The sequence below is a fragment of the Streptomyces sp. NPDC051018 genome (assembly GCF_044456085.1).
Lineage (GTDB): Bacteria > Actinomycetota > Actinomycetes > Streptomycetales > Streptomycetaceae > Streptomyces.
Genome location: NZ_JBITFN010000024.1, coordinates 95,693 through 122,169, shown reverse-complemented (window position 1 = coordinate 122,169; position 26,477 = coordinate 95,693). Strand labels below are relative to the sequence as shown.

Genomic DNA, 26,477 nt, shown 5'->3' with positions numbered 1-26,477 from the left:
GCTTCGGACGCAGCGCCCGGTCCGCTGCCTGCTGACGACGCACCATCCAACACCTCCATGCCTACGAGGTGTTGCGACGACCAGTTGAATCCGCCCTGCGACCCGGCGTCCGAATGATGTATCAACTTGCCAGGCTGGACAGGGTGTTGGTCGCGGTCCCGCTGCCAGATCGAGTCTCCACCCGACACAGGGCGGTTCAGAGTCAGCCTGGCAGGACAGCGGCCTCACCTTCAGCACGCCCACAGGGCGGCCTCTCCACCTGCCAACCTCACCCGCCGCTTCCGCGGCTTCCTCAACCGGGCCGGGCTCCGCCGCATCCGCTTCCACGACCTCCGCCACTCCACCGCCACCCTCCTCCTGGAGCAGGGCGTCGAACTCGTCGTGATCAATGCGTTGTTGGGCCACTCCCACATCGGCGTCACTGCCGGCGTCTACGCCCACGTAAGGCTCCGCCTCCAACGCTAAGCCACCAACGCCTTGGGTGACGCCCTCTGCCCCACCGGCGACGACCCCGACGGCCCACCCGCCACAGTCGCCGTCCGCTGACGTTGCCGCCGAGGTTGAAAGGATGGGGTGACAGAGGGCGTTGGCGGTGCTACATCCTCGTCATGAGGTACGCGGATGGCGGCGGCCTGACCGCCGCGGGGCGGACGAAGCGTGAGGCGGTGCGCTTCGAGGCGTCGGAGATGTTTGAGCAAGGGGTGGGGCCGCCGAAGGTGGCTCGCAGGTTACGAGTGTCACGGAAGTCGGCCTACGCCTGGCACGCGGCCTGGCGGGACGGCGGCAGTTCAGCCCCTGGCTTCGAAGGGGCCTGGTGGCTTTCCCTGTCAGCTCAGCGATGACCAGACCGATCGCCTGCGGGCCGAGTTGGAGGCCGGCCCGGCCGCGCACGGCTGGTGTGAGGAGCAGCGGTGGACCCTGGCCAGGGTCGCGGAGCTGATCCACTGCCTGTTCGGCTACCGGTACACCCCGCGTGGTGTGTCCTACCTGCTGCACCGGCTGGACTGGTCACCCCAGGTCCCCGCGCACCGGGCCGTCGAGCGCGACGAGCAGGCCGTAGAGCGGTGGCGGACGGAGCAGTGGTCACGGGTAAGAGGACGGCCGAGCTCCTGGGCGCGTGGATAGTCTTCGAGGACGAGGCCGGCCAGGACCTGAAGCCCGGCAAGGGGCGGACCTGGTCGCCGCGCGGGCGGACGCCGCTGATCAAGGTGACTGGGAAAGACTCGGGTCGGGTCCTGATGGCAGGGATGATCTGCGTGAGACCGGGCCGCGAGACCAGGCTGATCTACCGGACCCAGACATACCGGGGCCGTACCGGTGAGATAATGGGCTTCCGGGCCCGCGAGTTCTCCGATCTGCTGACCTCAGCCCGTCGGCAGCTCGGCGGTGCCCCGCTGATCGTGGTGTGGGACAACGCCAGCACCCATCACGCCAAGGCCCTGCGGGAGTTCTGCGACCGCAACAGCGACTGGCTCACCATCATCAAGCTGCCTCCGTACGCACCGGACCTCAACCCCGTCGAAGGTGTCTGGGCCCATCTGAAGAAGTCCCTGGCCAACCTCGCACCCCGCGCGATCGACGACCTCACCTCGCTCGTGAAGAACCGTCTGCGCGGCATCCAACGCCGATCCGAGATCCTCGACGGCTTCATCGCCGACACCGGACTCAGGCTGGAGCCTCCGTAGCCCTGTCACCCCACCCTTTCAACCTCGGCGGCAACTACTGCCGTCAGACGCCCCAGCGCACGCCCAAGGCACACCGAAATAGACCCGGCCGGACCTCCCACATTTCGTGCGGAAACGCTCAGCGCACCTTCACGAAATGAGGCGGAAACCAAGCGCAGCTTCAGCGAGGCGGCCACTCTTTTCCGGTGCGGAAAAATGGAGGCATCGGCAAACTTGACGAAGGAATCGAAAAGCCCTGCCGAATGCATCTGAACATCATCGGCAGGGCTTTCCAATTGGGCGCAATTATGAAATCACCACAGGCGCGCCACTTCGTGATCGGTGGAGTCTAGAACAATATAGTCAGACTTTCCTGGATAGGGCAGCCAGACCGATATTCCATTCGCCCATATATTAATTTCGACGGAGGGGGCAAGGCTCGGATCCAGTTGCAACGTGATGAATTCATCGACGTCGAGCGCGAAAGCGATTCCACCCGGCTCGAACGTAACTCGTGCAGGCCCATCCGTCGCAGAGAGCTTAATTTTCATCATCGAACGATCCTCCATGCTAGCTCCAAGCTTCAATGATCTCCTGCAACAGTTGCACGCGGTTTCTTGCGGTGTTCACGGGCGATCTGGAGTTCTGCGCCCCGCGTCCAGCCGCGCCACCCTTTCCTGCATTGACAGCCCCCTGATAGAAGTCCTGGAGCTTCTCTGCATCGCCCCGGCTGGCAAGACCACGGAGAACTTCCGGCGTGCGCGTACCGATGAGTTCTTCGGGGTCGCTGTTGCCCCAAATCTTGTTGCCGACGACATTCATCCTTCCCCCCTCAAGAGTTGGCGGCTTTACGTAGTCGCCGCGTTCGGGCAGAGGGTTGGTCAGGTCTTCGGCGACACCGTCGGAACCCGTGCTGAAGCGCGTTCCCCCACAATTGTGGACGAGGACCGATGTGGTGCCGCAAGCAACCCCCCAGCGAACCCGCCTGGCCCCGCACCGGGCACGACGGCCGCCGCCAGCACACCGCCGATCCCGACGCCCGCGAGGGCTACCGCTCCGGCACCAACCGCGCGCCCGGCCACATCTTCTGCGGCCACGACCTCCACCTCGCGGTCAACGCCCGCACCCTCGGCGGCCCCGAAGTCCCCTTCCTCATCACCGCCCTGCACCTCGCCCCCGCCGGATCCCACAAAGGCGACGCCGGTATCCGCCTCATCGACCAGCACACCACCCACCACCCCGGCCTCACCGAGGTGCTGGCCGACCGCGGCTACTCCTACTGCACCCCCACCCGCTGGGCCCTGCCCCTGCGCGCCCGCGGCATCGCACCCATCCACGACCTCCACCTCCACCAGCGCGCCACCCACCCCAGCCCCCCCAGGCACCCTCTTCACCGAAGCCCTCCCCGCCGCCCTGCGCAGCCTCCCCGGCTTCCCCCTCGGCATGCGCACCGCCGACAAGCAGGCCCTGCGCGCCCGCTACGAACAGCGCGCCGCCTACGCCTTCACCCCCCACACCCGCCCCGACACCGACGGCTACCAGCGCTTCAAAGGCCCCGCCGTCGCCGGACACCTGCGCTGCCCCAACTACCCCCGCTCCCTGCGCCTGCCCCACACCCACCCCACCAGCACCTGCACACCCGGCACCGCCTGCGCCTGCGGGAAGACCGTCACCCTGCCGCCCGACACCATGCCCTGGACCCACCAGCGCACCCCGTGGGGCACCACCGCCTGGGCCGCCGACTACGGCCGCCGCTCCACCGTCGAATCCAGCAACGCCGAGATCAAAACCCACCGCCTCCACATGGACCGCGGCTTCACCCGCGTCTTCGGCACCACCAAGAACACCCTCCTCATCGCCTTCGCCCTCGCCGGCCTCAACCACACCCTCCTGCGCGCCTGGCACGCCAAACGCCACCACCCCGACCCCTGGGCCATCCACACCGGCGAAGAACCAGCCGAGCAGACCCTCCCCAGACCGCGCACACGCGCCCGCCGCCGCGAAACCAGCCTGGACGCCCTCATAAGCGGCACACCACCCGGCTGACACACGGACACAGGCACCACCCACACCCCGGCACCACCGATCGCCTTCGCACGCCCCGAACCCGCCCCACCCACGCCGCCAGAACCCTCCAGCACACCGATCATCCGACCACCACCAGCCACCACAGACACACAACCCACCCGCAGACACCACCCAAGGGCTCCCGTCAGCCCCGACGCACACAAACAAAAAGAACTCCCAGCCCGGCCGAAGCCGTGCTGGGAGTTCTGTAAAACCAAACCGGGCAGTTATGTGAACTACCCCTGGTGTCCGAGGGGGGACTTGAACCCCCACGCCCGATAAAGGGCACTAGCACCTCAAGCTAGCGCGTCTGCCATTCCGCCACCCGGACCAGGTGTGTTTCTGCCTCGGGGCTTCCCGGGGCGACAGGACAACAATACCAGGGGTCCAGGGTGGCTCTCACCTGTATATCCCGTGGTCAGTGGGGTGCCGCCGGGGTGGTCGGCGGCGGGGTTCGGGGGCGTCAGGCCAGGCCCCTCTCGCGGAGCGCCAGCCAGGTGCGGCTCGCCGTGTCCGGGTCGTCGAGGTCCGCGTCCAGCAGTCGGGCGGCGGTGATCATACGGTGACGCAGGGTGTTGCGGTGGACGCCGAGGTCGGCGGCGGCGCGCTCCCAGTGGCCCCGGTGGCGCAGATAGGCGGCGACCGCGCCGACCAGATCGGTGCGTGTGTAGCCGAGGATCGGGTCCAGCGACGGGGCGGTGGGCGCACCGTGCTCGGACAGGTCACGCAGGGTGCCCGGCGGGACGGCGGCCAGGGTGCGGCCGAGCGTTGGAAGCTGGCGGTGCAGTTCGGCCACGGAGACCGGGGGGCCGAGGACGGCCCTGGCCCCGGGCAGCCACTCCCCGGTCAGACGCCGCACCGCGGCCCGTACGGCGGTGGTGTCGTCCGGTCCGGTGAGGGCCCAGACCTCGTCCGGTTCGGCCACGGCCAGCAGCTGGTGGCCACCGCCGGCGGCCACCGGTTCGAGCAGGTCGAGCACGTCGTCGAGGCCGCCGGTGAGCCCGGCCAGGGCGAGCAGCCGGACCCGGGGGGCGATCGCGGGGAGGCCCAGGTCGGCGCCCAGGGAACGGGCCGCGTCGAGATGGCCGCTCAGCAGCAGCCGGGCGACACAGGACCGCGCGGTGCGCGCCGCCGTGACGCCCCGCCGCCGCTGCTCGCCCTGGAGGGCCAGCAGTGCGCAGGCGGTCAGCACGAGCTGCCGGTCGGGGGCCTTCATGGGGCGGGGGCAGCCGGTGGCCACGAAGCCGTTCAGCGGCCCGCGGCCGGTCAGCGGATGCAGGACGACATCGTCGGCTCCCAGCGGAAAGGTCGCGGAGGAGTGCGGGCCCGCCATACGCAGCCGGGCGACCTCCGCCGCGATCCGCCGGGCGCTCGCGCGGTGCTCGCGGGGCCAGACCGCCACGACCTCGCCGTGCGGGGTGAGCTGGGCGGCCCAGCCCTCCACGGCGTCGGCCAGGGTGCGCACCACCGCGCGGACGGGGTCCGGTCCGGCCGCCGAGCGGACCAGGTCGCGATGGGCGCCGAGGGCCGCGCTGAGCTGCTCCTGCCCGGCGGCGGCGGTCAGTGACCAGTAGGTGCGCGCGACGGTGAGGAAGGGGGTGGGGGCGGGGACGGCGAGCAGCGGCAGCCCGGCGGTCTCACAGGCCCGCAGCAGGGACTCGGGAACGGTGGAGTGCACCGGTCCGAGGCCGATGCCGAGCGCGGTGACGCCGTGGGCCGCCAGCCGGGCGGTGTACGCCCGGACCTGCGCGGTCTGGCCGGTGAGGCCCATCCCGGTGGTGAGCAGCAGTTCCCCGCCGGCGAGATAGGGCGTGGGGTCGGTCAGCTCGCTCACATGGACGCCGGTGACCTCGGCCGGGGGCACGGCGGTGGGGCTGACGGGTTCGAGGTCGGCGCCCAGCAGGCGTACGAGGTCGTCCAGCGCGGGCACGGGCTCTCCCGGGGTCGGATGTTGTGCGATTCGCACAAGGTCCGGTGATTGTCGTATGGAACATCCAAGGATTTCCAGCCCCGCCGCGCATAGCTTCGGTTCATCAGCGACCCGCCCCACGGAAGGACGTCCCGGATGTCCCCTGCTGCTGTCCCCCTTCCCGAGGCGCACGACGACGCCGGGCCGGGTGCCGAGGCAAGCCGCGCCGCCGACGTGAACGCCGCCACCGAGGTGAACCGCGCCACAGACGCGAGCCAGGCAGCGGAGGTGAGCCGTGATCCGCGTACCGGCGCCGCCACCGCCGGGCCTCCCGCCACCACCCCGGCGCGGCTGTCCGCCGCCCTCGCCGCGGCGGCCCGGGACGCCGAGGAGTTCGGTGCCACCGCCCCGGCCGTACGGGCGGGGCGGCTCGCGGCCGTCGCCGACGCGCTGGAGGAGCACGCCGGGGAGCTGGCCGCGCTCGCGGACGCCGAGACCGCGCTGGGCCCGGAGCGGCTGCGCGGTGAGGTCGGCCGTGCGGCGGCGCAGCTGCGCTTCTACGGGTCGGTCGCCGTCGAGGGCAGCTGGCTCGGCGTACGCATCGACGGACCGGACACGACCGGCTCGGCCGAACTGCGCAGGATGAACCGGCCGTTGGGCCCGGTCGCGGTCTTCGGCGCCAGTAACTTCCCGTTCGCGTTCGGGGTCGCCGGACACGACACCGCGTCCGCGCTGGCCGCAGGGTGTCCCGTCCTGGTCAAGGCGCACCCCGCACATCCGCTGCTGAGCGCGCGGCTGGGCGATCTGGTCTCCGGGGCGCTGCGCGCCGCCGGGGCCCCCGAGGGGGCGTTCGCCCTGGTCACCGGCTTTGACGCGGGGCTCGCCCTGGTGGACGCGCCCGAGGTGGCGGCCGTGGCCTTCACCGGCTCGCAGAGCGGCGGTACGGCGCTGGTCGAACGCGCGGCGCGGCGCCCGGTGCCCGTGCCCGTCTTCGCCGAGATGGGGACCGTCAATCCCGTGGCGCTGACCCCGGCGGCCGCCGGGGTCAGCGATGGAACGGCCGCGGCCGCCGAAGGCTTCACCGGGTCGTTCACCCTCGGGCAGGGGCAGTTCTGCACCAAACCGGGCCTGCTGCTGGCTCCGGCGGGCAGCGGCGCGGCAGACGCGGTCGCGACCGCGCTGAGGAAGGTGGCGCCCGGTGTACTGCTCACCGAGTCCATCGCGGCGGCCTACCGGCAGGGTGTGGCCGATCTGGTGGCGGCCGGCGCCACCCCGGTGGCCTCCGTACCGGCGCTCACCGGCGGGTTCGCCGCCGAGCCCACCGTCCTCACGGTGCCCGCGCGGGCACTGCGGCCCGGCTCCCGGCTGCTGGCGGAGTGCTTCGGTCCGGTGGCCCTGGTCGCGGAGTACGGGAGCGTGGCGGAGCTGCGCGAGGTCCTCGCCGCGCTCCAGCCGTCCCTGGCCGCCTCGGTGATCTCCGCCGGTCCGGACGACCCGGATCTGCCGTGGCTGGTGGAACAGCTGGCGCGGCGGACCGGGCGGGTGGTCGTGGACGGCTGGCCGACCGGTGTGGCGACCGCCTGGGCACAGCAGCACGGCGGTCCCTGGCCCGCGACCAGCAGGCCCGAGGCCACGAGTGTCGGGGCGTCGGCCCTCGACCGCTTCACCCGTCCGGTCGCCTACCAGGGCGTGCCCCAGGCCGCGCTGCCGATGGCGCTGCGTGACGGCAACCCGTGGGGTGTGGTGCGGCGGCTGGACGGTGCCCCGGAACCGGCGGGGGCCGCCGCGGCGGGGGGCCGGGCGTGAGCGGGCCGCTGGAGGGCGTGCTGGTCGCGGACTTCAGCCGGGTGCTCGCCGGGCCGCTGTGCACCATGACCCTGGCGGACCTGGGGGCCCGGGTGATCAAGGTGGAGCGGCCCGGCTCCGGTGACGACACCCGCTCGTGGGGGCCGCCGTGGTCGGCCTCGTCCAGTACGTACTTCGAAAGCGTCAACCGTTCCAAGCTGGGTGTGGCCCTCGATCTGGCGGACGACGGGGACCGCGCCCTGGCCCGGGAGCTGGCCCGCCGTGCCGATGTGGTGGTGGAGAACTTCCGTACGGGCTCCCTCGACCGGCTCGGTCTCGGCTACGAGCAGGTGGCCGCCGTCAACCCGGGGGTCGTGTACTGCTCGGTGACCGGTTTCGGCAGTGGCGCCGGGGCCGGGCTGCTGGGGTACGACTTCGTCGTCCAGGCGGTCGGCGGTCTGATGAGCATCACCGGTGAGCCGGACGGCGACCCGGCGAAGGCGGGCGTGGCCCTGGTGGACGTGCTCACCGGCAAGGACGCCGCGATCGGGGTACTGGCCGCGCTGGCGGACCGGGCACGGACCGGGCGGGGCTGCCGGGTGGAGGTCAATCTGCTCTCCAGCCTGCTGGGCTCCCTGGTCAACCAGGCCCAGAGCACTCTGGAGACCGGCCGCCCGCCGGGGCGGATGGGCAACCGCCATCCGTCCATCGCCCCGTACGAGACCCTGCGCTGCCGTGACGGGATGCTGGCGGTGGCCTGTGGCAACGACGGCCAGTTCGCCAGGCTGGCCACCGTGCTCGGTGTCCCGGAGCTGGCGGACGACAAGCGCTTCGCCACGAACGCCGCCCGGGTCGGCCACCGTGAGGAGCTGGTGGCCGCGCTGGAGGAACGCCTCCTGGGAGACGACGGAGCCCGCTGGCAGGAGCGGCTCACGGCGGCGGCCGTCCCGGCCGGACGGGTCGGCACCGTCGCCGACGGCTTCGCGCTGGCCGGGGAACTGGGGCTGTCCCCCACCGTCGCCCCGGACGGGGGCGGGACCCCGGCCCCGAGGCACCCGGTCACGTACTCCACCGGTCTGGTGCGGGGGGCTCAGCCGCCGCCCCGGCTGGACGAGCACGGGGAAGCGGTCCGCGCCTGGCTCGCGGGCCCCGGGACGGGGCCGCCGCCCACCGCCGGCTGAGTCCGCGCACTCCCCCGATGGCCCCGCCCGCGCCACCGCCGGACCCGCCCGCACCACCGCGGGCCGTCCTCCACCGCCGTACCGCGGCAGGGTCCCGTGGACGGTGCACCGATCGTCCGCCCGGCCCCGGCCCCGGACCTCGCCGGAGCCGGCCACGGGCGGGGCAGACGCGGGCCCGCCCACGCACAGCCCCCCGCTCCCCCGACCTCAGACGAATCGTTCTTCCCCCCGCCCCATCATCCGGATCCGCACCTGAAAGGCAGGACGCCCATGTCCACCCCACCCGGCACGTCCACCGGCACCGCCCGTACCAGGATCGACCCGCTCGACCTCGCGGGCATCGACGACATGCTCAGCCCCGAGGAGAAGGCGGTCCGGGCGGCGGTCCGGCAGGTCTGCGACACGGCCGTCGACCCCCATGTCGCCGAGTGGTTCGAGAACGGCGAACTCCCCGCCATCCGCGAACTCGCCAAGGAACTCGGCGGTCTCGGTCTCCTCGGCATGCATCTGGAGGGATACGGCTGCGCGGGCATGAGCGCGGTCGACTACGGGCTGGCCTGTCTGGAGCTGGAGGCCAGTGACTCCGGTATCCGCTCCCTGGTCAGCGTCCAGGGGTCGCTGGCGATGTACGCGATCTGGAAGCACGGCAGCGAGGAGCAGAAGCAGCGGTGGCTGCCCGCGATGGCCGCCGGCGAGGCCATCGGCTGCTTCGGTCTGACCGAGCCCGACCACGGCTCCGATCCGGCCGGTATGCGGACCCGGGCCCGTCGCGACGGCGGCGACTGGGTCATCGACGGCCGCAAGATGTGGATCACCAACGGTTCCGTCGCCGATGTCGCCGTCGTGTGGGCCCGTACGGATGAGGAGGACGGGGCGGTGCGCGGCTTCGTGGTGCCGACCGCCACTGCCGGGTTCTCCGCCCCGCTGATCAAGCACAAGCTCTCCCTGCGGGCGTCGGTGACCAGCGAACTCGTCCTGGACGGGGTCCGGCTGCCCGCCGACGCGGTGCTGCCCGGGGTGCGCGGACTGCGCGGCCCGCTGTCCTGTCTCAACGAGGCGCGCTACGGCATCGTCTGGGGAGCGATGGGGGCCGCGCGCAGCTCGCTGGCGGCGGCACTGGAGTACGCCGGGCAGCGTACGCAGTTCGGAAAGCCGATCGCGGGTTTCCAGCTCACCCAGGAGAAGCTGGCGCACATGGCCGTGGAGCTGACGTGCGGGACGCTGCTGGCACTGCATCTGGGCCGCCGCAAGGACGGTGCGGGGCTGCGGCCGGAGCAGGTCAGCATCGGCAAGCTCAACAATGTGAACAAGGCCCTGGACATCTGCCGTACCGCGCGCACGGTCCTCGGGGCCAACGGGATCTCGCTGGAGTATCCGGTGATCCGGCATATGACCAACCTGGAGTCGGTGCTGACGTACGAGGGCACCCCGGAGATGCACAAGCTGGTGATCGGCCAGGCGATGACGGGGCTGCCCGCCTTCCGCTGAGGGCGGCCCCGGCCAAGAGACACCGGGTGGGCCCGGGCGCTGGATATCGCGCCCGGGCCCACCCGGTGTCTCTGTCGCTTTTCCCGGTGGGGCCGTCGGACGTCGGCCTCCTCGGGGTTGGGCCGTCAGACGTCGGCTGACTCCCGCTCGTCCCTGCCGCCGCTGTCCGTGCCCAGGGGCGCCTGCCGGGGGATGGCGTCGTTGTACGGGGCGTCGCTGCGGCCGTGGGTGCGGTGGACGGCCATATAGACGAGCCCGATGGCGACGACGACCGCGCCGGAGAGCAGCACGATGTAGTTGTCGTACCAGGGCGCCTCGGGCGTACGGGGCCAGACCATGGTGACGATGGCGACGAGGCCGTAGACCAGGGCCGCGATATTGACCGGCAGGCCCCACTTGCCGAGGGTGTACTCCCCGGAGGGCTTCCAGCCCTTGAGCCGCGCCCGCAGTGCGGCGAGAACCACCATCTGGAAGCCCAGATAGATACCGAGCGAGGCAAAGCTGATGGTCTTCGTCAGGGAGTCCTCGGAGAACTTCGCGCCGAGGACGATGACGGCGGGGACGGCCCCGGCGAGCAGGAGGGAGTACGGGGGGATGCGCCGGGCCTGCGAGAACCTGCGCAGCAGACGGCTGCCCACGATCATCTCGTCGCGGCCGTAGCTGTAGGCGAGCCGGCTGGCGGCGGCCTGGAGGCTCATGGCGCAGGAGACGAAGGAGAGCAGGACGATCCCCAGGATGACCTTGGCACCGGCGGTGCCGAAGGAGGCGTCGAGGACGGCGGAGACGGGGTCGGCGTTCTCGCCGGAGATGACGGCGGGGATGTCGGCCACGGCCAGCACGAGTGCCACGGCGACGAAGGTGGCCGCCGCGCCGCCCACGTAGATGGTCCGGCGCATCGCCTTGGGGATCATCCGGCCGGGGTTGCGTACCTCCTCGGCGACGTCGCCGCACGCCTCGAAGCCGTAGTAGTTGTAGATGCCGACCAGGGACGCGGCGGCGAAGGCCCAGAGGTAGTTGGTGCCGTCGCCCGCGCCGAAGCTGTCGAACAGGACGCCGAGGTTGTGGTGCCGGTCCGTCACCAGCAGCCAGACGCCCACGGCCACGGCACCCAGCAGTTCGGCGGCGAAGCCGATGATCGCGGCGGTGGCCAGGACCCGGGTGCCCAGGTAGTTGATGATGGTCGCCAGGGTCAGGATCGCCAGGGAGCAGAGGATGACGGTGTTGACCGAGGTGTCGAAGCCGAACATGGCGGCGAGGTAGGGCCCCGCGCCCGACACCACGCCCGCGATGGTGGTGAAGAGGGCGATCAGATAGATCCAGCCGGTCATCCAGGCGTAGCGCCGGCCCCAGAGGCGGCGTGCCCAGGGGTAGACGCCGCCCGCGACGGGGAACTGGGCCACGACCTCGCTGAAGACCAGGGCGACCATCAGCTGTCCGGCGCCCGCGATGACCAGGGACCAGATCATCGGGGGCCCCGCGGCGGCCAGACCGACGGCGAACATCGTGTAGATGGCGACGACGGGGGACAGATAGGTGAACCCGAGCGAGAAGTTCGCCCAGGCACTCATGTCCCGCTTGAACTCGGAGGCGTACCCGAGCGAGGCGAGGTGCTCGTCGTCGCTGCCGTGATGCCCCGTGGGAATGCTGGGACTCATGGAGACTCCCGTTGATTCGTACCGGAAAAGGAAGAGTGACCGGAAGAGATGAGGAGGGGAAGGCGCGGTGGGGGAACGCGGGTGTGCTGATGTGTGCGGAGCGGCCGGTTCGCCGGCTCCGGAGCACTCAGCGGGATGCGTCGTCGGCCCTTGGGCGGGGCCGGAAGTGCGGTGGCCCGTAGGATGCTCCGTGATGCGTGGGCGAAAAACTACAAGCCCATGTCTTATTGCACAAGAGCCTTCACTGTTACACGCTGGTGTCGGCGTTCCGGGCGCCGGACCAGCGGCGGCCCGGGACGGGCGGCCGGACCGCGGGAGCCCGGGGGCATGGACGAGGAGAGCGGATGACCACGAGCGGCGCACCGGTGATGCGCGCCCTGCTCATCTCCCCGCTGAACGCGGGGGGCCGTGCGGAGGAGGTCGTGGAGCGCATCAGCAGGGCCATCCTGCTGGGCCTCGTCGTGGACGGGGAGCAACTGCCCACCGAGGTGGAGTTCGCGGGCCAGCTCGGTGTCTCCCCGATGACCCTGCGTGAGGCGCTGGCCATCCTGCGGGAGCAGGGCCTGGTCGCGACGCGCCGGGGGCGCAACGGCGGCACCTTCGTCCAGCGGCCGGCCAGTCCGCCGCTCACTCCGCTGAAGGAGCGGCTCGCGTCCACCACCGTCTCGCGGCTGCGCGACCTGGCCGACGAGCAGTTCGCCGTCTCGGGGGCCTCGGCGCTCCTCGCCGCGGAACGCGCCTCGGCGGCCAGTGTGCGGCGTCTGCTGCATCTGGTCGAGCAGCTCGCGTCCGCCGGCGAGTACGGTGCCCGTATCAGGGCCGACAGCCGTTTCCACATCGAGGTGGCGATGGCCTCGCAGTCCGAGCGGCTGACCCGTCTGGAGGTGAACCTCCAGGCGGAGCTGACGGCCCTGCTGTGGCTGCCCGTCGAGCCCCAGACGGTGCTGGAGGAGACGGTCTCCGAGCACCACGCCATCGCCACGGCCATCGCCGAGGAGGACGGAGAGCGTGCCCGCGCCCTGGCCGAGCGGCATGTCCAGCGCAATCTGCGCCGACTGATCGAGTTGCATCTTGTGGTGGCGGAACGATGACTGTGGAGGCGTCCGATGTACCCCGAGAACACCGCGCCCAGCGGAGGGACGGCAGAGGTGGGGAAGGAGTTGGAGACCCTGCTGGAGCAGGTCGGGGGCCTGCTCAGGGAAGTCTTCGACCGCCTGGGGACGATCGCCGGTGAGGTGGTGGGGCTGCGCAGGGCCGCGCTGGCCGAGCGGGGCGCCTTCACCGTACGCGATGTGGCCGCCGTCAAGCCGGCGCTCCTGCGGCAGCTCACCGAGCAGCCCGGCGCGGACGGCTTCGGGTTCTTCACGGCGTCGGGCGTGCTGCGGGACCGCGACCGGCACTTCGAGTGGTGGCAGCGCGGCGGGACGGGGGCCGTCCGGCTCCAGCTGAATCTGGACCCGACCAGCGTGGACGTGTACGACTACTTCGAGATGGAGTGGTTCACCGCGGGGCGTGACCGCGGGCGGCGCTCGGTCTTCGGTCCGTACGTGGACTACTACGGTGCCGACCGGTACGTCATCACCCTCGCCGCGCCCGTCACCGACGAGGTCTTCGTGGGCGTGGCCGGGGCCGATCTGCGAGTCGCCGAGTTCGAGCCGCTGCTGCTCGGGGCGCTGCGCGAGACCGGGCACGACGCGGTGCTGGTCGGACCCGAGCGGCGGGTCATCGCCGCGAACACCTCGCGCTGGCTGGTGGGGTCCCGGCTGCCACGGGTGCCGGTGGCGGGCCAGGACGGATTCGTCGCGGTCGGTGAGGTCGGGCTGGACAGCGACTGGGTGGTGGCGCTGGCGCCCCACGCGTAGGCCGCCGCCGCACGAGTCCCCGCAGGGACCGTACGCGGAGCCCGCCGGCTCCGGCCCGGGGTGCCCTTCCGCGCGCCGGGACGAGGAACCCGCAACGACAAGGAACGGCAGGGCGGGACCGCAGGACAAGGATCCACAGCGCAAGGGACCGCAGGGCCGCCACGGCCGTGCGGTCCCTCGTCGTTTCCGGGCCCCCGTACCCGGCTCGGATGACGTACGGCCGTCCCGCACGGAAACAACTTCCGCGGTATCTATTGACTTACAAACTCTAGGTTTAGAGTATTTGCCTCACCACTGCTCGCCACGAGAGTTGGAGAGTCCCACCATGACGGGCACCGCAACGACCGACGCAGCTCCGTACTTCGACGTCGCCGACCCGGGTTTCTCGATCACCTCCGCCGCCGTGCACGAGGCGCGCGAGAGCGGCTGGTACGCCAGGACCAACTACGGCCTCGCGATCCTGCGCTACGACGAGGTCAGCCGGCTGCTCAAGCACCCCCGGCTCCGTCAGGGCAGCGTCGCCTGGCCCGCGCACAACGGTGTGACCGAGGGCCCGTTCGCCGACTGGTGGGCCAGCTGGGTGCTCAACAAGGAGGGCGAGGAGCACCACCGGCTGCGCAGGCTGATGAACCCCGCCTTCTCCCCCAAGCTCATCGGCTCTCTCGTACCCCGGTTCCAGGCGCTCGCCACCGAGCTGATCGACGGCTTCGCCGAGGCCGGCCGGTGCGAGTTCGTCTCGGAGTTCGCCGAGCCCTACGCGGCGCGCGTAATCGCCATCATGCTCGGTATCCCCGAGTCCGAGTGGCAGGTCATCGCCCGTGAGTCGACCACGATCGGCCTGGCCATGGGCGTGACCATCCGCGAGGACCTCGGCCGGATCGAGGAGGCCCTGGCCTCGCTCTACGCGTACGCCGACGAGCTGATCGCCGACCGCCGCCGCCATGAGCGCGACGACTTCGTCACCCGTCTGGTGCGGGCCAGCCGTGACACCGACAGGCTCAGCGACACCGAACTGCGCGACGGTCTGCTGCTGCTGATCTTCGGCGGCTTCGACACCACCCGCAACCAGCTGGGGCTCGCCCTCCAGTCCTTCGTCCGCCACCCCGGCCAGTGGCGGCTGCTCGCCGAGCGGCCCGAGCTGGGCGGGAAGGCCGTCGAGGAGGTCATGCGCGTCAATCCGACCGTCCGCTGGGTGACCCGCGAGGCCGTCGAGGACTTCACCTTCCAGGGTCTGGACATCGAGGCCGGCACCACGGTTCATCTGTGGAGCGAGTCGGCCGGCACCGACCCCCGTGTGTTCGGCGAGCGCTCCTTCGACATCACCGCCGAGCGCAAGCCGCACTTCGGCTTCGGCGGCGGAGCCCACCACTGCCTCGGCCACTTCGTCGCCCGCAGCGATATGAGTGAGGCCCTGCCGCTGCTGGCCCGCCGTCTGCGCGATCCCCGGATCGGCGAGGGCTCCGAGTGGCTCCCCGACTCGGGCAACACCGGCCCCGTCCGGCTCCCCCTCACCTTCACCCCCGCTTCCTGAACCGGGAGCGGGCGTCCCAGAGCGAGAGGAATCCCCATGAAGGTCACCGTCGACCTGGCCCTGTGCCAGGACCACGGCCAGTGCGCCATCGCCGCGCCCGCCGTCTTCCGCATCAACGACGAGGGCAAGCTGGAGTACGACGGCGAGCCCGACGACTCGCTGCGCGACGAGGTCGAGGAAGCCGCCGACGTCTGCCCCGTCCAGGCCATCCTCGTCCAGGACTGACGGGACCGCGCCCATGACCGCACACGTCGCCGTCGTCGGAGGGTCGCTCGCGGGCCTGCGGACCGCCGAGCAGCTGCGGGCGGCAGGCCACACGGGACCCGTCACCGTCTTCGGTGCCGAGCGCCATCTCCCGTACAACCGGCCCCCGTTGTCCAAGGAGCTGCTGTACGCGCCGGGCGCGGCCTCACCCGGTGAACTGCACGCCAAGGTGGCCTTCCGCCGCCGGGCGTCGGTCGCCGACGTCACCTTCCGGCTCGGTACGCCGGTCGTCGCGGCCGACCTGCCCGGCGGCCGTCTGTCGCTTCAGGACGGCTCCTCCGTCGCGTACGACGGACTCGTCGCCGCCACCGGACTGCGGCCGCGCCGTCTGGAGCTGCCCGGTCCGCACGCCGGACGCCATGTCCTGCGCACCCTTGAGGACTGCGTCGCCCTGCGCGGCGGTCTGCGTCCGGGCGCCGCGGTCGTGGTGCTCGGCGCGGGCTTCATCGGCTGCGAGGTCGCGGCGACCGCGCTGCGGCTGGGCTGCCGGGTCACCGTCGTGGAACCCGGCGGCGGGCCGATGCAACGGGTTCTGGGCGCACGGCTGGCCGACGGGATCCGGCGCCACCACGAGGCCGCCGGAATCACCTTCGTCATCGGACGGTCCGCCGCCCGCTTCCTCGGCGAGGGCTCCGTCACCGGGGTGGGCCTCGACGACGGGAGCACACTCGCCGCCGAGGCCGTCGTCGAGGCGGTCGGCTCCGTACCCAACACCGAGTGGCTGGCGGGGAACGGCTCCCTCGATCTGAGCGACGGAGTCCTGTGCGACAACCGGCTCATGGCGCGGGGAGCCGAACGCCTCGTCGCCGCGGGCGACATCGCCCGCTTCCCCAATCCGCTCTTCGACGACGTACCCCGCCGTGTCGAGCACTGGTCCATCCCCACCGACACCGCCAAGCGGGCCGCGGCCACCCTCACCGAGGCCCTGACCGGAGCCGGAGCGGGCCCCGGCGACCGGGTCCCGTTCGCGCCGGTCCCCTCCTTCTGGAGCGACCAGCTGGATCTGCGGTTCCAGAGCTTCGGCTCACCCGCCCTCGCCGACGAGGTACGGGTGGAGGAGGGCGACCCGGACCGTCCCGCGGACGGCGTCCTGGCCACCTGCCACCGGCGCTCGGCCCATGTCGGAACCATCGCCGTCAACCTTCCGCCCGCCCGGCAGCGCGAACTGCGCGCGGCCTTCACCACCCTCCCCGCGGCCGTCTGACCGCGGGGCAGCCCTCCCGGGGGGCCCGTCCGGCCCCGGGTAACCGATCCCCGCGAACCACCGCCGGGAGCCCCTTCCACCACACCACCGGGAGCCCGGGGCCCTTCCACCAACATCCGTCGCCCGTAACCGCCCGCGACCCCGTTCCTCCCGCCTGCCGCGAGACCACTGCGAGGTACCCATGACCATCACGTCCACGAGCACCATCACGGCGCTGGACCGGCACCGCGAGCGCAATGCCGACCAGGACGCGGTCGACGCCGTGCGCGCCCGCATCGCCGACGCGGGCGTCGAGTACATCTACTACCAGTCGGTGACCGTCAACGGCCGGGTCATCGGCAAGGTGGTGCCCGCCGGGCACCTGCTCCGCAATCTGGAGAAGGGCGTCCAGATGCACCGCACGGTGCTGGCCGACTTCCAGGTCGACCGCGCCGGAAACCTCCTCGGCGGCGGCACCCAGGCGGCCGAGTTCACCGCCGTCCCCGACCTCGACACCTTCGCCGTACTGCCCTGGGACACCGGCGTCGGCCGGTTCTTCTGCCGTCTGTACGAGCCGGAGCACCGGGCGGAGATCGGCGGACGGCCGCTCGCCACCGACGTGCGCGGCAATCTGATGCGGCTCCACGCGGAGTTCACCGCACGGACCGGCCTGGAGATGCGCTCCGGCTGTGAGCCGGAGATGACCTGGACCGGCCCGGGACTGGAGGTGCGCCACCGTCCCGACGACAGCCCGGCCTACCGGGTGGACCTGCTGGAGCGCAGCCGCCCGATCTACCAGAAGGTCATGACGTACGCCCGGGCTCTTGGCCTCGACATGATCGAGGGCGACTACGAGGACCCGGGCCAGATCGAGCTGAACTGGATGTACGACCATGCCGATCTGACCGCCGACCGGCTCATCACCTATCGGCAGATCTGCCGCCAGGTGGCCCGCGAGCTCGGCGTCACGGCCAGCTTTATGCCCAAACCGGCCACCGGCATGATGGGCAACGGCTGCCACCACAACCTCAGTCTGTGGCGCGGCGGGGAGAACGTCCTGGCCGAGCCCGGCCGCCGGGAGCTGCATCTGACCGAGACCGGCCGCCACGCGCTGGGCGGCATCCTGACCCATGCCGCGGGCGCCATGGCCGTGATGGGCCCGACCGTCAACTCCTACAAGCGGTACTGGGACTCGGGCCAGTTCGCCCCCTCGCAGATCAACTGGGGCATGGACAACAAGACCTGCACGGTACGCCTGTCCGCCAACGGACGCCTGGAGTTCAAGCTCCCCGACGCCATGGTCAACCCCTATCTCTCGCACGCCGTCCTCATCGCCGCGATCTCCGACGGTCTGGACAACCGGATCGACCCCGGTCCGCCGCAGCAGGGCTCCAGTTACGGCGCCGAGTCCCGGTTCACGGCCCTGCCGCTGACCCTGGGCGAGGCTCTGACCGCCTTCTCCGGGGACCCGGTGGTCAGGCGGGCGCTGAGCGAGGAGACCGCCGACCTCTACCACGCCTACAAGTCGGACGAGTGGGCCCGCTTCTGCGGGGTCGTCACCGACTGGGAGCACATGATGTATTCGGAGGACACCCCGTGACCACGCCCCTGCGCCTCGCCTGTATCGACTCGGACGCCCCGCCGCTCTTCCTCCTGACCGACCCCGTCAAGGGACGGCTCGGCTATGAACCGGCCGTCGGTGAACTGCTCGCCGCCGAACTGGGCCGCCCGCTGGAGTGGGTCTGTCTTCCGTGGTCCCAGATGCTTCCCGCCGTCCGGCGCGGGGAGGCCGACGCCGTGCTGTGCGGCCAGGGCGTCACCGAGTCCCGGCTGCGCGAGGTCGACTTCACCCGCCCCTACGCGGTGTTCCACGAATCGGTGCTCGTACGCCGGGGCGATCCGGTGCACACCCCCGCTGATCTGCACGGACGCCGGGTCGCCGCGATCGCGGGCAGTACCAATATGACCCTGGCCAAGACCTTCGAGGGCGCGGTCACCGTCTCCTTCGGCGGCGACACCGACGATGTGTTCGGCGATATGCTCGCGGCGCTCAGATCCGGTGAGGTGGACGCGGTCGTCGACGACGACGTGGTGTTCGTACCGCTCGGCGAGCACCCGGACTTCGAGCAGGCCTTCACCGTGCCCACGGGAAATCAATGGGCCGTCGGCGTCGCGAAGGACCGCCCGGGCGACCTGGCGGCGCTGGACGGCGCGCTCGCCCGGATCACCGCCGACGGCAGACTGGAGCGGGTGTGGGCCGAGTGGCTCCCGGGCCTGGAGTACCCGTTCGCGGCTCCGGGCTCCGGGCCGGACCCGGCCGCCGCCGCGCGGGGCCCGGTGTGAGGCCCCGTATCGCCGTCATCGGCCGCCGCTCCGCCTCCGTATCCGGTCTGCGGTTCAGCGCCACCGTCGCCGCCGAGGCCATCGGCGACGCCGTCTTCGCCGCCGGCGGCGAGCCGCTGATCCTGCACGGCGGACCGCGTGAGCGGATGGCCGAACTGCCCGCGCGGCTGGCCGGGTTCGACGGGGTGCTGCTGCCCGGCGGCTCGGACGTCCATCCCGCCCACTACGGACAGGTTCCCGGTCCGAGGACCGTTCCGGACCACGAGGAGCAGGACGCACTCGATCTCGCCGTCGCCCGTGCCGTCATCGCCCTCGGGATCCCGGCGCTCGCCGTCTGCCGGGGCATGCAGGTGCTCAACACCGTCTGCGGCGGCACCCTGCTCCAGGATCTGCCGGACGGCCCGGTGCCCCATCTGGACGCCCTGCACGAGGTCACGGTCGAACCGGGCTCCCGGCTGGCGTCCGTGGTCGGGACCACCGCGTTCAAGGTCTCCTCCTACCACCACCAGGCGATCGACCGGCTCGGCGAAGGACTGCGGGTGGTGGCCAGGGCGCCGGACGGCTGTGCCGAGGCGGTGGAGCACACCGGGGCGGACGTGCTCGCCGTCCAGTGGCACCCGGAGGACCTGTTCGACAGCTCCGGTCAGGACGCGGCCCTCTTCCGCGATCTGACCGGCCGTGCCGCCGCACGGCGTGCCGCGACCCGAAAGGAACGCCCAGCATGACCAAGCCCACCGAGGACCGGGCCCTGGCCGTCCGCGCGGAGCTGGAGAAGCGCTTCGCCGGGCTCGCCCTGCCCACCCGGCCGTATATCGACGGGCGGTGGACCGACCCCGCCGGCGGTGACACGTTCGACCGGATCTCCCCGCGCGACGGACGGCTGATCGCCCGTGTCGGCGCGGGCGGGGCGCGGGACGTCGACCGCGCGGTGGCCGGTGCCCGGCGCGCCTTCGACAGCGGTGTCTGGTCCGGGCGTCCGCCCCGGGAACGGCGCCTGGTGCTCCAGCGGCTGGCCCGGCTGGTCGAGGAACACGCCGAGGAACTGGCCCTCATCGAGTCCGTCGACATGGGCAAGCCGTACACCGACGCGCTCGCCGTCGATCTGCGGGTGACCGTCCAGTCCCTGGACTTCTACGCGGAGGCGGTGGACAAGCGCTACGACGAGGTGGCGCCCACCGCTCAGGACAGGCTCGCCACCATCACCCGGGAGCCGCTCGGGGTGGTCGGCGCGGTCGTGCCGTGGAACTTCCCGCTGATGATGGCCGCCTGGAAGATCGCGCCCGCGCTGGCCGTGGGCAACTCCGTCGTCCTCAAGCCCGCCGAGCAGTCCCCGCTGACGGCGCTGCGGTTCGCGGAGCTGGCAACCGAGGCGGGCGTCCCCGACGGCGTCCTCAATGTGGTGCCCGGCCTCGGACCGACGGCCGGAGCGGCCCTGGGCCGCCACCACGGAGTCGACGCCGTCGCCTTCACCGGCTCCGGCGAGGTGGGCCGCGAGTTCCTGCGTTACGCGGCGGACTCCAACCTCAAGGAGGTCTCGCTCGAACTGGGCGGCAAGTCACCGCAGATCGTCATGCCCGACGCACCGGATCTGAGCGTGGTCGCCCGCGCGGTCGCGAACGGCGTCTTCTTCAACCAGGGGGAGGCGTGCTCGGCCGGGTCACGGCTCCTGGTCCACCGGGACATCGAGGAGGAACTGCTGGAGCTGGTCCTCGCGGAGAGCCGCCGGCTCGTGGTGGGCGATCCGCTCGACCCGCGCACCGACATCGGCGCGCTGGTGGAGGACAGGCATCTGGAACGGGTCCTCGGGTATGTGCGCGGGGCCCTCGACGAGGGGGCGCGGCTCGTCCTCGGCGGTGACCGGATCCTCGCCGGGACCGGGGGCTACTACGTCGAGCCGACCGTCTTCGACCGGGTCGACCCCCGGTCGCGTATCGCCCGCGAGGAGGTCTTCGGACCGGTGCTCTCGGTGTTCTCCTTCGAGAACACCGAGGAGGCGGTACGGCTCGCCAACGACACCGAGTACGGCCTGGCGGCGGCGGTGTGGTCGAGGGACCTGTCGACCGCGCACCGGCTCGCGCGGTCGGTCCGCGCCGGCACCGTGTGGGTCAACTGCTTCGACGACAGCGACATCACGGTCCCGTTCGGCGGCTACGCGCAGTCCGGCCTCGGCGGCCGCGACAAGTCCCTGCACGCGCTGGAGAAGTACACCCAGCTGAAGTCCACCTGGATCAGGCTGTGAGCGCGCGGGAGCGGGTGCCCGTCGTGCTGCGGTCCGAGGTGGAGCCGCCGGGCGGCGCGCCCCCGGGCGGGGATCCGCGGATCGCCGTCCTCGTGTCGCTGAACTTCCCCGGCATGACCGAACCGGTCGCCGGTCTGGTACGGCGCTTCACCCGGACCACACTCGACACCCTGGGCGCCCTCGGAGCGGGTTACGAGCTGATCGACACCTCACTCGACGCCCCCGGTCCGCCGGAGGACGTCACCCGGTACGACGGGCTGCTGCTCCTCGGCGGGGGCGATGTGGACGCGGGCCTGTACGGCTTCCACGGCCCGGTCCCCGGCACCTACGGCGTCGACCGGCGCGCGGACGAGCACGGCCTGGCCGCGATCCGGGCGGCGGTGGCGGCGGAGCGGCCGGTGCTGGGCATCTGCCGGGGGTCGCAGCTGATCAATGTGGCGTACGGCGGCACCCTGGTACCGGATCTGACGGACTACCGGCTGCACCACGGCGGCCCGGGGCAGCCGATGTTCCTCGACGAGAAGGTGAGCGTCGACCCGGACTCCCGCCTCGTGGGGCTGACCGGCACTCCCCTGCTCACCGTCCGCTCGGGCCATCACCAGGCCGTCGACACGGTGGGCGAGGGTCTGGTCGCGGTGGCGCACGCCGCCGACGGGGTGATCGAGGCGACCGAGGACCCCCGGCGCTGGGTGGTGGGCGTCCAGTGGCACCCGGAGGACCCGGACGGACCCGAGGCCGACCGGATGCGGCTGTTCGAGGGCTTTCTCTCCGCCTGCCCCCGCTGATCCCCGCGAACGGCCCCCGGCGGACGGCGATCCCCCGGGGCGTCCGCCTGCGGCACACCGGGGGAACTCCCGTATCCCACCCCTCCGGCGTTCGAGGAGCAGGGCCGGCCATCCCAGCCCCTCCCGCGATCGAGGAGCCGGGTCCGGGGCAGAGCCCCGGGAGTACGGGGGACCGACCCCAGCCCTCGGTGCCACCCGGGGCACATGTCAGCCCTCCCGCGATGGAGGAGCAGGGCCGGTCATTTCAGCCCCTCCGGCGATTGAGGAGCGGGGTCCGGGGCAGAGCCCCGGGAGTACGGGGGGACCGCCACCAGCCCTCGGTGCCACCCGGGGCACATGTCAGCCCTCCCGCGATTGAGGAGCGCGTCCGCCCCGGGAAGCACGCCCGTGAAGCCGCCCGGGGACACACGCCCACGGGCCCCCTCGCACATGACCGTGCGGCCTTCCGGAAAGCTCCGGAAGGCCGCACGTTCCTCATGGCACGGGCCCGCCGTGACCACGGCACCGGCCGCCCCGGGGGTCGGGGCCCGTGGCGGCCGGTGCCTGAAGCCGCGACGCGCGGGATCACCCTCGTACCGGACGTACCCGGGTCACCCCGGCACCACGACGGACATCCGTGCCGGACGCCGTACGCCCGGCGGGATCCCCACGGCACGACGACCTGCCGAACGCCTCACGGACGGTCGTCCCGACGGACAGCCCGACGGCTGCCGGGCCGCCGCCCGGCAGCCGCCGATCCGGCGCCGCCCGCGGGCGGTACCTCAGCGCTTGTGCCGCAGCGCCGCGATGTTGTCGTAGCCGATCCGCGCGTACTCCAGCGACTGGCCGGGTACCGAGCCGCTGGGCGCGTTGTCCTGCTCGACCATCGGGTTGTGGTAGTTCTTCTCCCCGACACGGGAGAAGAACCGCTCGTAGTCGATGTCGCCGGTGCCGAAGGGCACCATGTCGTATCCCATGCCGCTGCCGGTGTTGATCACACCGTCCTTGGCGTGGAACAGCGGGTAGCGCTTGTTGTAGCGGTCGACCAGCCGCGCGGGGTCGAAGACGCTGGTGCGCTTCTGCCCGTCGTGCGCGGTGTAGGTGTGGAACTTGTACCGGGCCACGTGCGCCCAGAAGATGTCCATCTCCAGCCAGACGTTCCGCGGGTCGGTCTCCTGGAGGAAGTACTCCAGCTTGCGGATGCCGGAGCTGCGGGTCGGGCGGCCCTGCGCGTCGAGCGGCCCGCCGTCGAGCAGGAAGTCGTAGGCGCCGTCGTGGTTGTGGGTGTAGAGCTTGATGCCCGCCCTGCGGGCGATGGCGCCCATGGCGTTCCACTTCTCGGCGGCGGCGTCCCATTCGGCCTTGGTGGAGCCCCAGGTGGGGTCGCCACCGGTGCCCATGTGCTCCATACCGAGGATGTTGGCGATCTCCAGGGCCTGCTTGAACCGGTCCAGGTCGGGGGTGCTCAGCGGCCACGAGCCGGGGATGAAGCCGTGGTTGCCCTGGGCCCGCAGCCCGAAGTCGTCCAGCCAGGAGCGCAGCAGATGGGCGCCCTGGACGGAGTCGAGGTTGCCGCCGCCGGGGGCGTTGGCGTGCTGGCCGTAACCGGCGAACTCGACCTGCTTGTAGCCGTAGCGGGCGAGCTGCTTGAAGACCTCGCGGAAGCCGGAGGGGAGGTCGCTGGTGAGCGGGTCCCGGCCGATCGCGTCGCGGACGGTGTAGAGGATGATGCCGCGCTTGTGGGCGGGGACGAGGGCCTTCTTGTCATGGCCGTGCCCCTTGCCGCGGTCCTTGTCGTCCGCGAGGGCGGGCGAGGCGCCGAACACCGGGGCGGCGACGGCCGCGGCCCCGATGGCGGTGCAGGTGCTGAGGAAGCGCCGGCGGTCCACGCCGAGGGTGCGGCGCAGGGAGTCGTCGGTGCCGGGTTCGTCCTTGAACGGGGTCACGGTCTCTCTCTTTCGGCTGGGGTTTGTTCCGGAGCGGAGCCTCGGTTGAGGCCGGCCAGGTGGAGCAGCAGGGACTTCACGTCGGTGGCCGCGACACGGCCCTCGACTGCGCGGGGGGTGGAGCACAGGATGAGCGGACCTTCGTCGTCGCTCGGGGGGAGGCGGCCGTGGCTGCCGCGGATCGGTGAGGGGTCGAGGGGTACGACCGCGAGGCGGTAGCGCATGCCGAGCTTCTTGCGGGCGACCGCCTTGGCCGCCTTCAGCCGGACATAGGGGTCCTCGGGGTCCATGAACAGCTCGACCGGGTCGTAGCCGGGCTTGCGGTGGATCTCGACGAGCTGCGCGAAGTCGGGGGCGCGGTCGTCGTCGAGCCAGTAGTAGTACGTGAACCAGGCGTCGGGCTCCGCGATCGCGACCAGTTCACCGGAGCGCGGATGGTCGAGGCCGTGGGCCTTCTTGCCCTCGTCGTCGAGGATGTCCTCGATCCCGTCGAGCCCGGAGAGTGCTTCGCGGGTGGCGTCGAGGTCCTCGGGCCTCTTGACGTAGACATGGGCGAGCTGGTGGTCGGCGACGGCGAAGGCACGGGAGGCCATCGGGTCCAGGTACTCCATGCCGTCCTGGGTGTGGACCTCCAGCAGCCCGGCCCTGCGCAGGGCGCGGTTGATGTCGACATGGCGGTCGACCCGGGTGATCCCGTACTCGGAGAGGGCGACGACCGTGCGGCCCTCGCGCCGGGCGTCCTCCAGCAGGGGGGCCATGGCGGCGTCGAGCTCGGTGGCGGCGCGATGGGAGCGCGGGTCGTCGGGCCCGTACCGCTGGAGGTCGTAGTCGAGATGCGGAAGGTAGCACAGCGTCAGATCGGGGTGCCGGGTCCGCATGATGTGCCGGGTCGCGTCGATGATCCACTGGCTGGAGACGAGGTCGGCGCCCGGCCCCCAGAAGTGGAAGAGGGGGAACTCACCGAACCGCGAGACGAGTTCGTCGTGGAGCGCCGGGGGGCGGGTGTAGCAGTCGGGCTCCTTGCGGCCGTCGGCGTAGTAGATCGGCCGGGGGGTGACGGTGAAGTCGGTGTCCGCCCCCATCGCGTACCACCAGCAGACATTGGCGACCGTATAGCCGGGGTGGGCCCGGCGTGCCGCGTCCCACACCTTGTCGCCGGAGACCAGCCCGTTGTGCTGGCGCCACAGCAGCACGTCGCCGAGTTCGCGGAAGTACCAGCCGTTGGCGACGATGCCGTGCTCGGACGGCAGGGTGCCGGTGAGGAACGTGGACTGGGCGGCGCAGGTCACGGCGGGCAGCACGGTGGACAGGGGTGCCCGGGAACCGGAGCTGCCGAGCGCCTTGAGATGGGGCATGTGGTCGAGGAGCCGGGGGGTGAGACCGACGACGTCCACGACCAGGAGGGGGGTGGGGCTTGTGGTGTCCGTCATGGCAGCTCCTTCAGCCCGAGGCCGGTCAGCAGATCGCGGGCGAGCGTGAGTTCGGCGGCGATGCCCTCGGCGAGCTGGGTGCGGCTGCGCGGGCGCAGCTCGTCGGGGAGGACCTGCCAGGTGTACGTCTCGACCTCCAGATGACGGGTCAGGGGCACGGGGCCGCCGACGAGCCGGGTGAGGGTGTCCTCGAGCACGGGGAGGGTGGAGGTGAGCGGCGGGGCGGGCGGGGAGTGCAGGGGGATGTGGAAGTGGGAGCGCCAGGGGGACGATTCGGGCAGTACCTGGACGAGTACGGCTTCGTCGAGGTCGTCGGTGCCCCGGAGTCCGGCCGCGGTGCGGGTACGGGTCTGGTGGAGGAAGCGGGGTTCGGCGAAGGCGCCGAGGGCGGCCCGCACCTCGGGCAGATGGGGTTCGCCGGCGTGCAGGGCGGCGGACAGCTGGGCCTTGGGGACGGTGATCGAGGCGGCGGCGAGATCGGCCAGCGCCTGCCGGGGGTCCTCGAACGAGGTGGCGAGGTGGCAGGTGTCGATACAGACGCCGATACGGTCGGAACCGACGGCGGTCAGCGGCCCGATGGCGTCGGCGGTGGTCTCGACGACACAGCCGGGCTCGGGTTCGAGCGCGATCCGGATGGACTTCCCGGTGAGCTCGGCCAGCGCGTCGAGCCGTTCCGCGAGCGTGGTGAGGGCGGCGGTGGCGGTCGCGGCCCCGGTGTCGTCGAAGGCGGTGCGCCAGGCGAGGGGCAGGGTGGAGATCGTGCCCTCGGTGACGTCGTCGGGGAGGAGGGCGGCGAGCAGCCGGGCCAGATCGGTGGTGTGGGCGAGCCGCTCGGGTTCGGTCCAGTCCGGCCGGTAGACGCGGTACTTGACCTCCCCGGAGCCGAACCCCTCGTAGGGGAAGCCGTTGAGGGTGACGACCTCCAGTCCGCGGCGGTCGAGTTCCGCCTTGAGTCCCCGCAGGGCCGACGGGTCGGTGATCAGGGCGCGGGCCGCGTCCCTGGCGAGCCACAGGCCGATACCGAGGCGGTCGCGGCCGAGCCGTCTGCGTACGGGTTCACAGTGGTCGCGGAGCTGGGCGAGGACGCCGTCGAGGGTCTCCGCGGGGTGGACGTTGGTGCAGTAGGAGAGGTGGACGGTCGAACCGTCGGGGTGGCGGAAGCGCAT

26 protein-coding genes, 1 tRNA gene and 1 pseudogene are annotated in these 26,477 nt (G+C 71.7%); 18 read left to right on the top strand and 10 right to left on the bottom strand.

The genetic code is table 11. From position 1 onward, the window contains the following. Positions 1–202: 202 nt before the first annotated feature. The 4 genes and pseudogenes from ACIBCM_RS30535 to ACIBCM_RS30520 all read left to right on the top strand — a co-directional run. Positions 203–546: pseudogene (locus tag ACIBCM_RS30535) on the top strand (tyrosine-type recombinase/integrase); the annotation flags it as partial. A 62-nt stretch (positions 547–608) separates the two neighbouring features. Continuing rightward, positions 609–842: a helix-turn-helix domain-containing protein gene (locus tag ACIBCM_RS30530; RefSeq protein WP_399248850.1), complete on the top strand. Its 234-nt coding sequence runs from the start codon at positions 609–611 to the stop codon at positions 840–842. A gap of 25 nt (positions 843–867) precedes the next feature. Then, on the top strand, positions 868–1,125 hold the full coding sequence (locus ACIBCM_RS30525) for a winged helix-turn-helix domain-containing protein (protein ID WP_399248848.1): 258 nt from the start codon (positions 868–870) through the stop codon (positions 1,123–1,125). Further along, a complete protein-coding gene (locus ACIBCM_RS30520; protein WP_399248846.1) occupies positions 1,065–1,685 on the top strand; it encodes an IS630 family transposase in 621 nt (206 codons plus the stop codon). Before ACIBCM_RS30525 ends, ACIBCM_RS30520 begins: the two co-directional genes overlap by 61 nt. Before the next feature lie 5 nt (positions 1,686–1,690). Here the strand turns inward: ACIBCM_RS30520 and ACIBCM_RS30515 are convergent, their stop codons facing one another. From ACIBCM_RS30515 to ACIBCM_RS30500, 4 genes are read right to left on the bottom strand one after another with little or no spacing between them, the layout of a single operon-like run. After that, positions 1,691–1,960 (bottom strand): hypothetical protein, encoded by a 270-nt coding sequence (locus ACIBCM_RS30515; protein ID WP_399248845.1) that lies wholly within the window; start codon positions 1,958–1,960, stop codon positions 1,691–1,693. 18 nt (positions 1,961–1,978) lie between these two features. Next, complete coding sequence (locus tag ACIBCM_RS30510) at positions 1,979–2,233, bottom strand: hypothetical protein (RefSeq protein ID WP_399248843.1); 255 nt, start codon at positions 2,231–2,233, stop codon at positions 1,979–1,981. A 1-nt stretch (position 2,234) separates the two neighbouring features. Beyond that, positions 2,235–2,486: a hypothetical protein gene (locus ACIBCM_RS30505; protein WP_399248842.1), complete on the bottom strand. Its 252-nt coding sequence runs from the start codon at positions 2,484–2,486 to the stop codon at positions 2,235–2,237. 59 nt (positions 2,487–2,545) lie between these two features. Next, complete coding sequence (locus ACIBCM_RS30500; protein ID WP_399248840.1) at positions 2,546–2,890, bottom strand: hypothetical protein; 345 nt, start codon at positions 2,888–2,890, stop codon at positions 2,546–2,548. Between the two features lie 217 nt (positions 2,891–3,107). Here ACIBCM_RS30500 and ACIBCM_RS30495 point away from each other — a divergent pair, with 217 nt between their 5' ends. Next, entirely contained in the window at positions 3,108–3,710 is a 603-nt protein-coding gene (locus tag ACIBCM_RS30495; protein ID WP_399248838.1) for a hypothetical protein, read from the top strand. 264 nt (positions 3,711–3,974) lie between these two features. Here ACIBCM_RS30495 and ACIBCM_RS30490 read toward each other — a convergent pair. Then, positions 3,975–4,062, bottom strand: a tRNA-Leu gene (locus ACIBCM_RS30490). A gap of 132 nt (positions 4,063–4,194) precedes the next feature. Next, the gene (locus ACIBCM_RS30485; RefSeq protein WP_399248835.1) at positions 4,195–5,661 is read right to left on the bottom strand and encodes a PucR family transcriptional regulator ligand-binding domain-containing protein; all 1,467 of its coding nucleotides are present in this window, start codon (positions 5,659–5,661) and stop codon (positions 4,195–4,197) included. A 135-nt stretch (positions 5,662–5,796) separates the two neighbouring features. Here ACIBCM_RS30485 and ACIBCM_RS30480 point away from each other — a divergent pair, with 135 nt between their 5' ends. The 3 genes from ACIBCM_RS30480 (at position 5,797) to ACIBCM_RS30470 (ending at position 10,094) form a co-directional block, all read left to right on the top strand. After that, the gene (locus ACIBCM_RS30480; protein ID WP_399248834.1) at positions 5,797–7,446 is read left to right on the top strand and encodes an aldehyde dehydrogenase family protein; all 1,650 of its coding nucleotides are present in this window, start codon (positions 5,797–5,799) and stop codon (positions 7,444–7,446) included. Continuing rightward, a complete protein-coding gene (locus ACIBCM_RS30475) occupies positions 7,443–8,606 on the top strand; it encodes a CaiB/BaiF CoA transferase family protein (protein ID WP_399248831.1) in 1,164 nt (387 codons plus the stop codon). Before ACIBCM_RS30480 ends, ACIBCM_RS30475 begins: the two co-directional genes overlap by 4 nt. Positions 8,607–8,876: 270 nt before the next feature. Beyond that, the gene (locus ACIBCM_RS30470; RefSeq protein WP_399248829.1) at positions 8,877–10,094 is read left to right on the top strand and encodes an acyl-CoA dehydrogenase family protein; all 1,218 of its coding nucleotides are present in this window, start codon (positions 8,877–8,879) and stop codon (positions 10,092–10,094) included. A gap of 125 nt (positions 10,095–10,219) precedes the next feature. Here the strand turns inward: ACIBCM_RS30470 and ACIBCM_RS30465 are convergent, their stop codons facing one another. Further along, entirely contained in the window at positions 10,220–11,749 is a 1,530-nt protein-coding gene (locus tag ACIBCM_RS30465) for an APC family permease (protein ID WP_399248827.1), read from the bottom strand. 344 nt (positions 11,750–12,093) lie between these two features. On the opposite strand from ACIBCM_RS30465, the gene ACIBCM_RS30460 reads away from it, so the two are divergent. The 10 genes from ACIBCM_RS30460 (at position 12,094) to ACIBCM_RS30415 (ending at position 21,956) form a co-directional block, all read left to right on the top strand. After that, positions 12,094–12,840, top strand: coding sequence for a FadR/GntR family transcriptional regulator (locus tag ACIBCM_RS30460; protein ID WP_399248825.1), 747 nt, complete (start codon positions 12,094–12,096; stop codon positions 12,838–12,840). 15 nt (positions 12,841–12,855) lie between these two features. Then, a complete protein-coding gene (locus tag ACIBCM_RS30455; RefSeq protein WP_399248823.1) occupies positions 12,856–13,611 on the top strand; it encodes a hypothetical protein in 756 nt (251 codons plus the stop codon). Between the two features lie 325 nt (positions 13,612–13,936). Then, positions 13,937–15,142: a cytochrome P450 gene (locus ACIBCM_RS30450; RefSeq protein ID WP_399248821.1), complete on the top strand. Its 1,206-nt coding sequence runs from the start codon at positions 13,937–13,939 to the stop codon at positions 15,140–15,142. Positions 15,143–15,178: 36 nt separating this feature from the next. Continuing rightward, positions 15,179–15,367, top strand: coding sequence for a ferredoxin (locus ACIBCM_RS30445; protein WP_399248819.1), 189 nt, complete (start codon positions 15,179–15,181; stop codon positions 15,365–15,367). Positions 15,368–15,380: 13 nt separating this feature from the next. Continuing rightward, on the top strand, positions 15,381–16,610 hold the full coding sequence (locus ACIBCM_RS30440) for an FAD-dependent oxidoreductase (RefSeq protein ID WP_399248817.1): 1,230 nt from the start codon (positions 15,381–15,383) through the stop codon (positions 16,608–16,610). A gap of 181 nt (positions 16,611–16,791) precedes the next feature. Further along, entirely contained in the window at positions 16,792–18,189 is a 1,398-nt protein-coding gene (locus ACIBCM_RS30435) for a glutamine synthetase family protein (protein ID WP_399248815.1), read from the top strand. Further along, positions 18,186–18,932 (top strand): ABC transporter substrate-binding protein, encoded by a 747-nt coding sequence (locus ACIBCM_RS30430; RefSeq protein WP_399248813.1) that lies wholly within the window; start codon positions 18,186–18,188, stop codon positions 18,930–18,932. The genes ACIBCM_RS30435 and ACIBCM_RS30430 overlap by 4 nt, the downstream gene beginning before the upstream one ends. Next, on the top strand, positions 18,929–19,657 hold the full coding sequence (locus ACIBCM_RS30425) for a gamma-glutamyl-gamma-aminobutyrate hydrolase family protein (protein WP_399248810.1): 729 nt from the start codon (positions 18,929–18,931) through the stop codon (positions 19,655–19,657). The genes ACIBCM_RS30430 and ACIBCM_RS30425 overlap by 4 nt, the downstream gene beginning before the upstream one ends. After that, positions 19,654–21,171: an aldehyde dehydrogenase gene (locus tag ACIBCM_RS30420; protein WP_399248808.1), complete on the top strand. Its 1,518-nt coding sequence runs from the start codon at positions 19,654–19,656 to the stop codon at positions 21,169–21,171. The genes ACIBCM_RS30425 and ACIBCM_RS30420 overlap by 4 nt, the downstream gene beginning before the upstream one ends. Continuing rightward, a complete protein-coding gene (locus ACIBCM_RS30415) occupies positions 21,168–21,956 on the top strand; it encodes a gamma-glutamyl-gamma-aminobutyrate hydrolase family protein (protein WP_399248806.1) in 789 nt (262 codons plus the stop codon). The genes ACIBCM_RS30420 and ACIBCM_RS30415 overlap by 4 nt, the downstream gene beginning before the upstream one ends. A gap of 761 nt (positions 21,957–22,717) precedes the next feature. Here ACIBCM_RS30415 and ACIBCM_RS30410 read toward each other — a convergent pair. Genes ACIBCM_RS30410 through eboE form a run of 3 tightly spaced genes read right to left on the bottom strand, consistent with a single transcriptional unit; the run spans position 22,718 to position 26,477 of the window. Then, on the bottom strand, positions 22,718–23,881 hold the full coding sequence (locus ACIBCM_RS30410) for a sugar phosphate isomerase/epimerase family protein (protein WP_399248804.1): 1,164 nt from the start codon (positions 23,879–23,881) through the stop codon (positions 22,718–22,720). Continuing rightward, a complete protein-coding gene (locus ACIBCM_RS30405) occupies positions 23,878–25,311 on the bottom strand; it encodes an alkaline phosphatase family protein (protein WP_399248802.1) in 1,434 nt (477 codons plus the stop codon). Before ACIBCM_RS30405 ends, ACIBCM_RS30410 begins: the two co-directional genes overlap by 4 nt. Then, entirely contained in the window at positions 25,308–26,477 is a 1,170-nt protein-coding gene (gene eboE, locus ACIBCM_RS30400) for a metabolite traffic protein EboE (protein WP_399248800.1), read from the bottom strand. The genes ACIBCM_RS30405 and eboE overlap by 4 nt, the downstream gene beginning before the upstream one ends.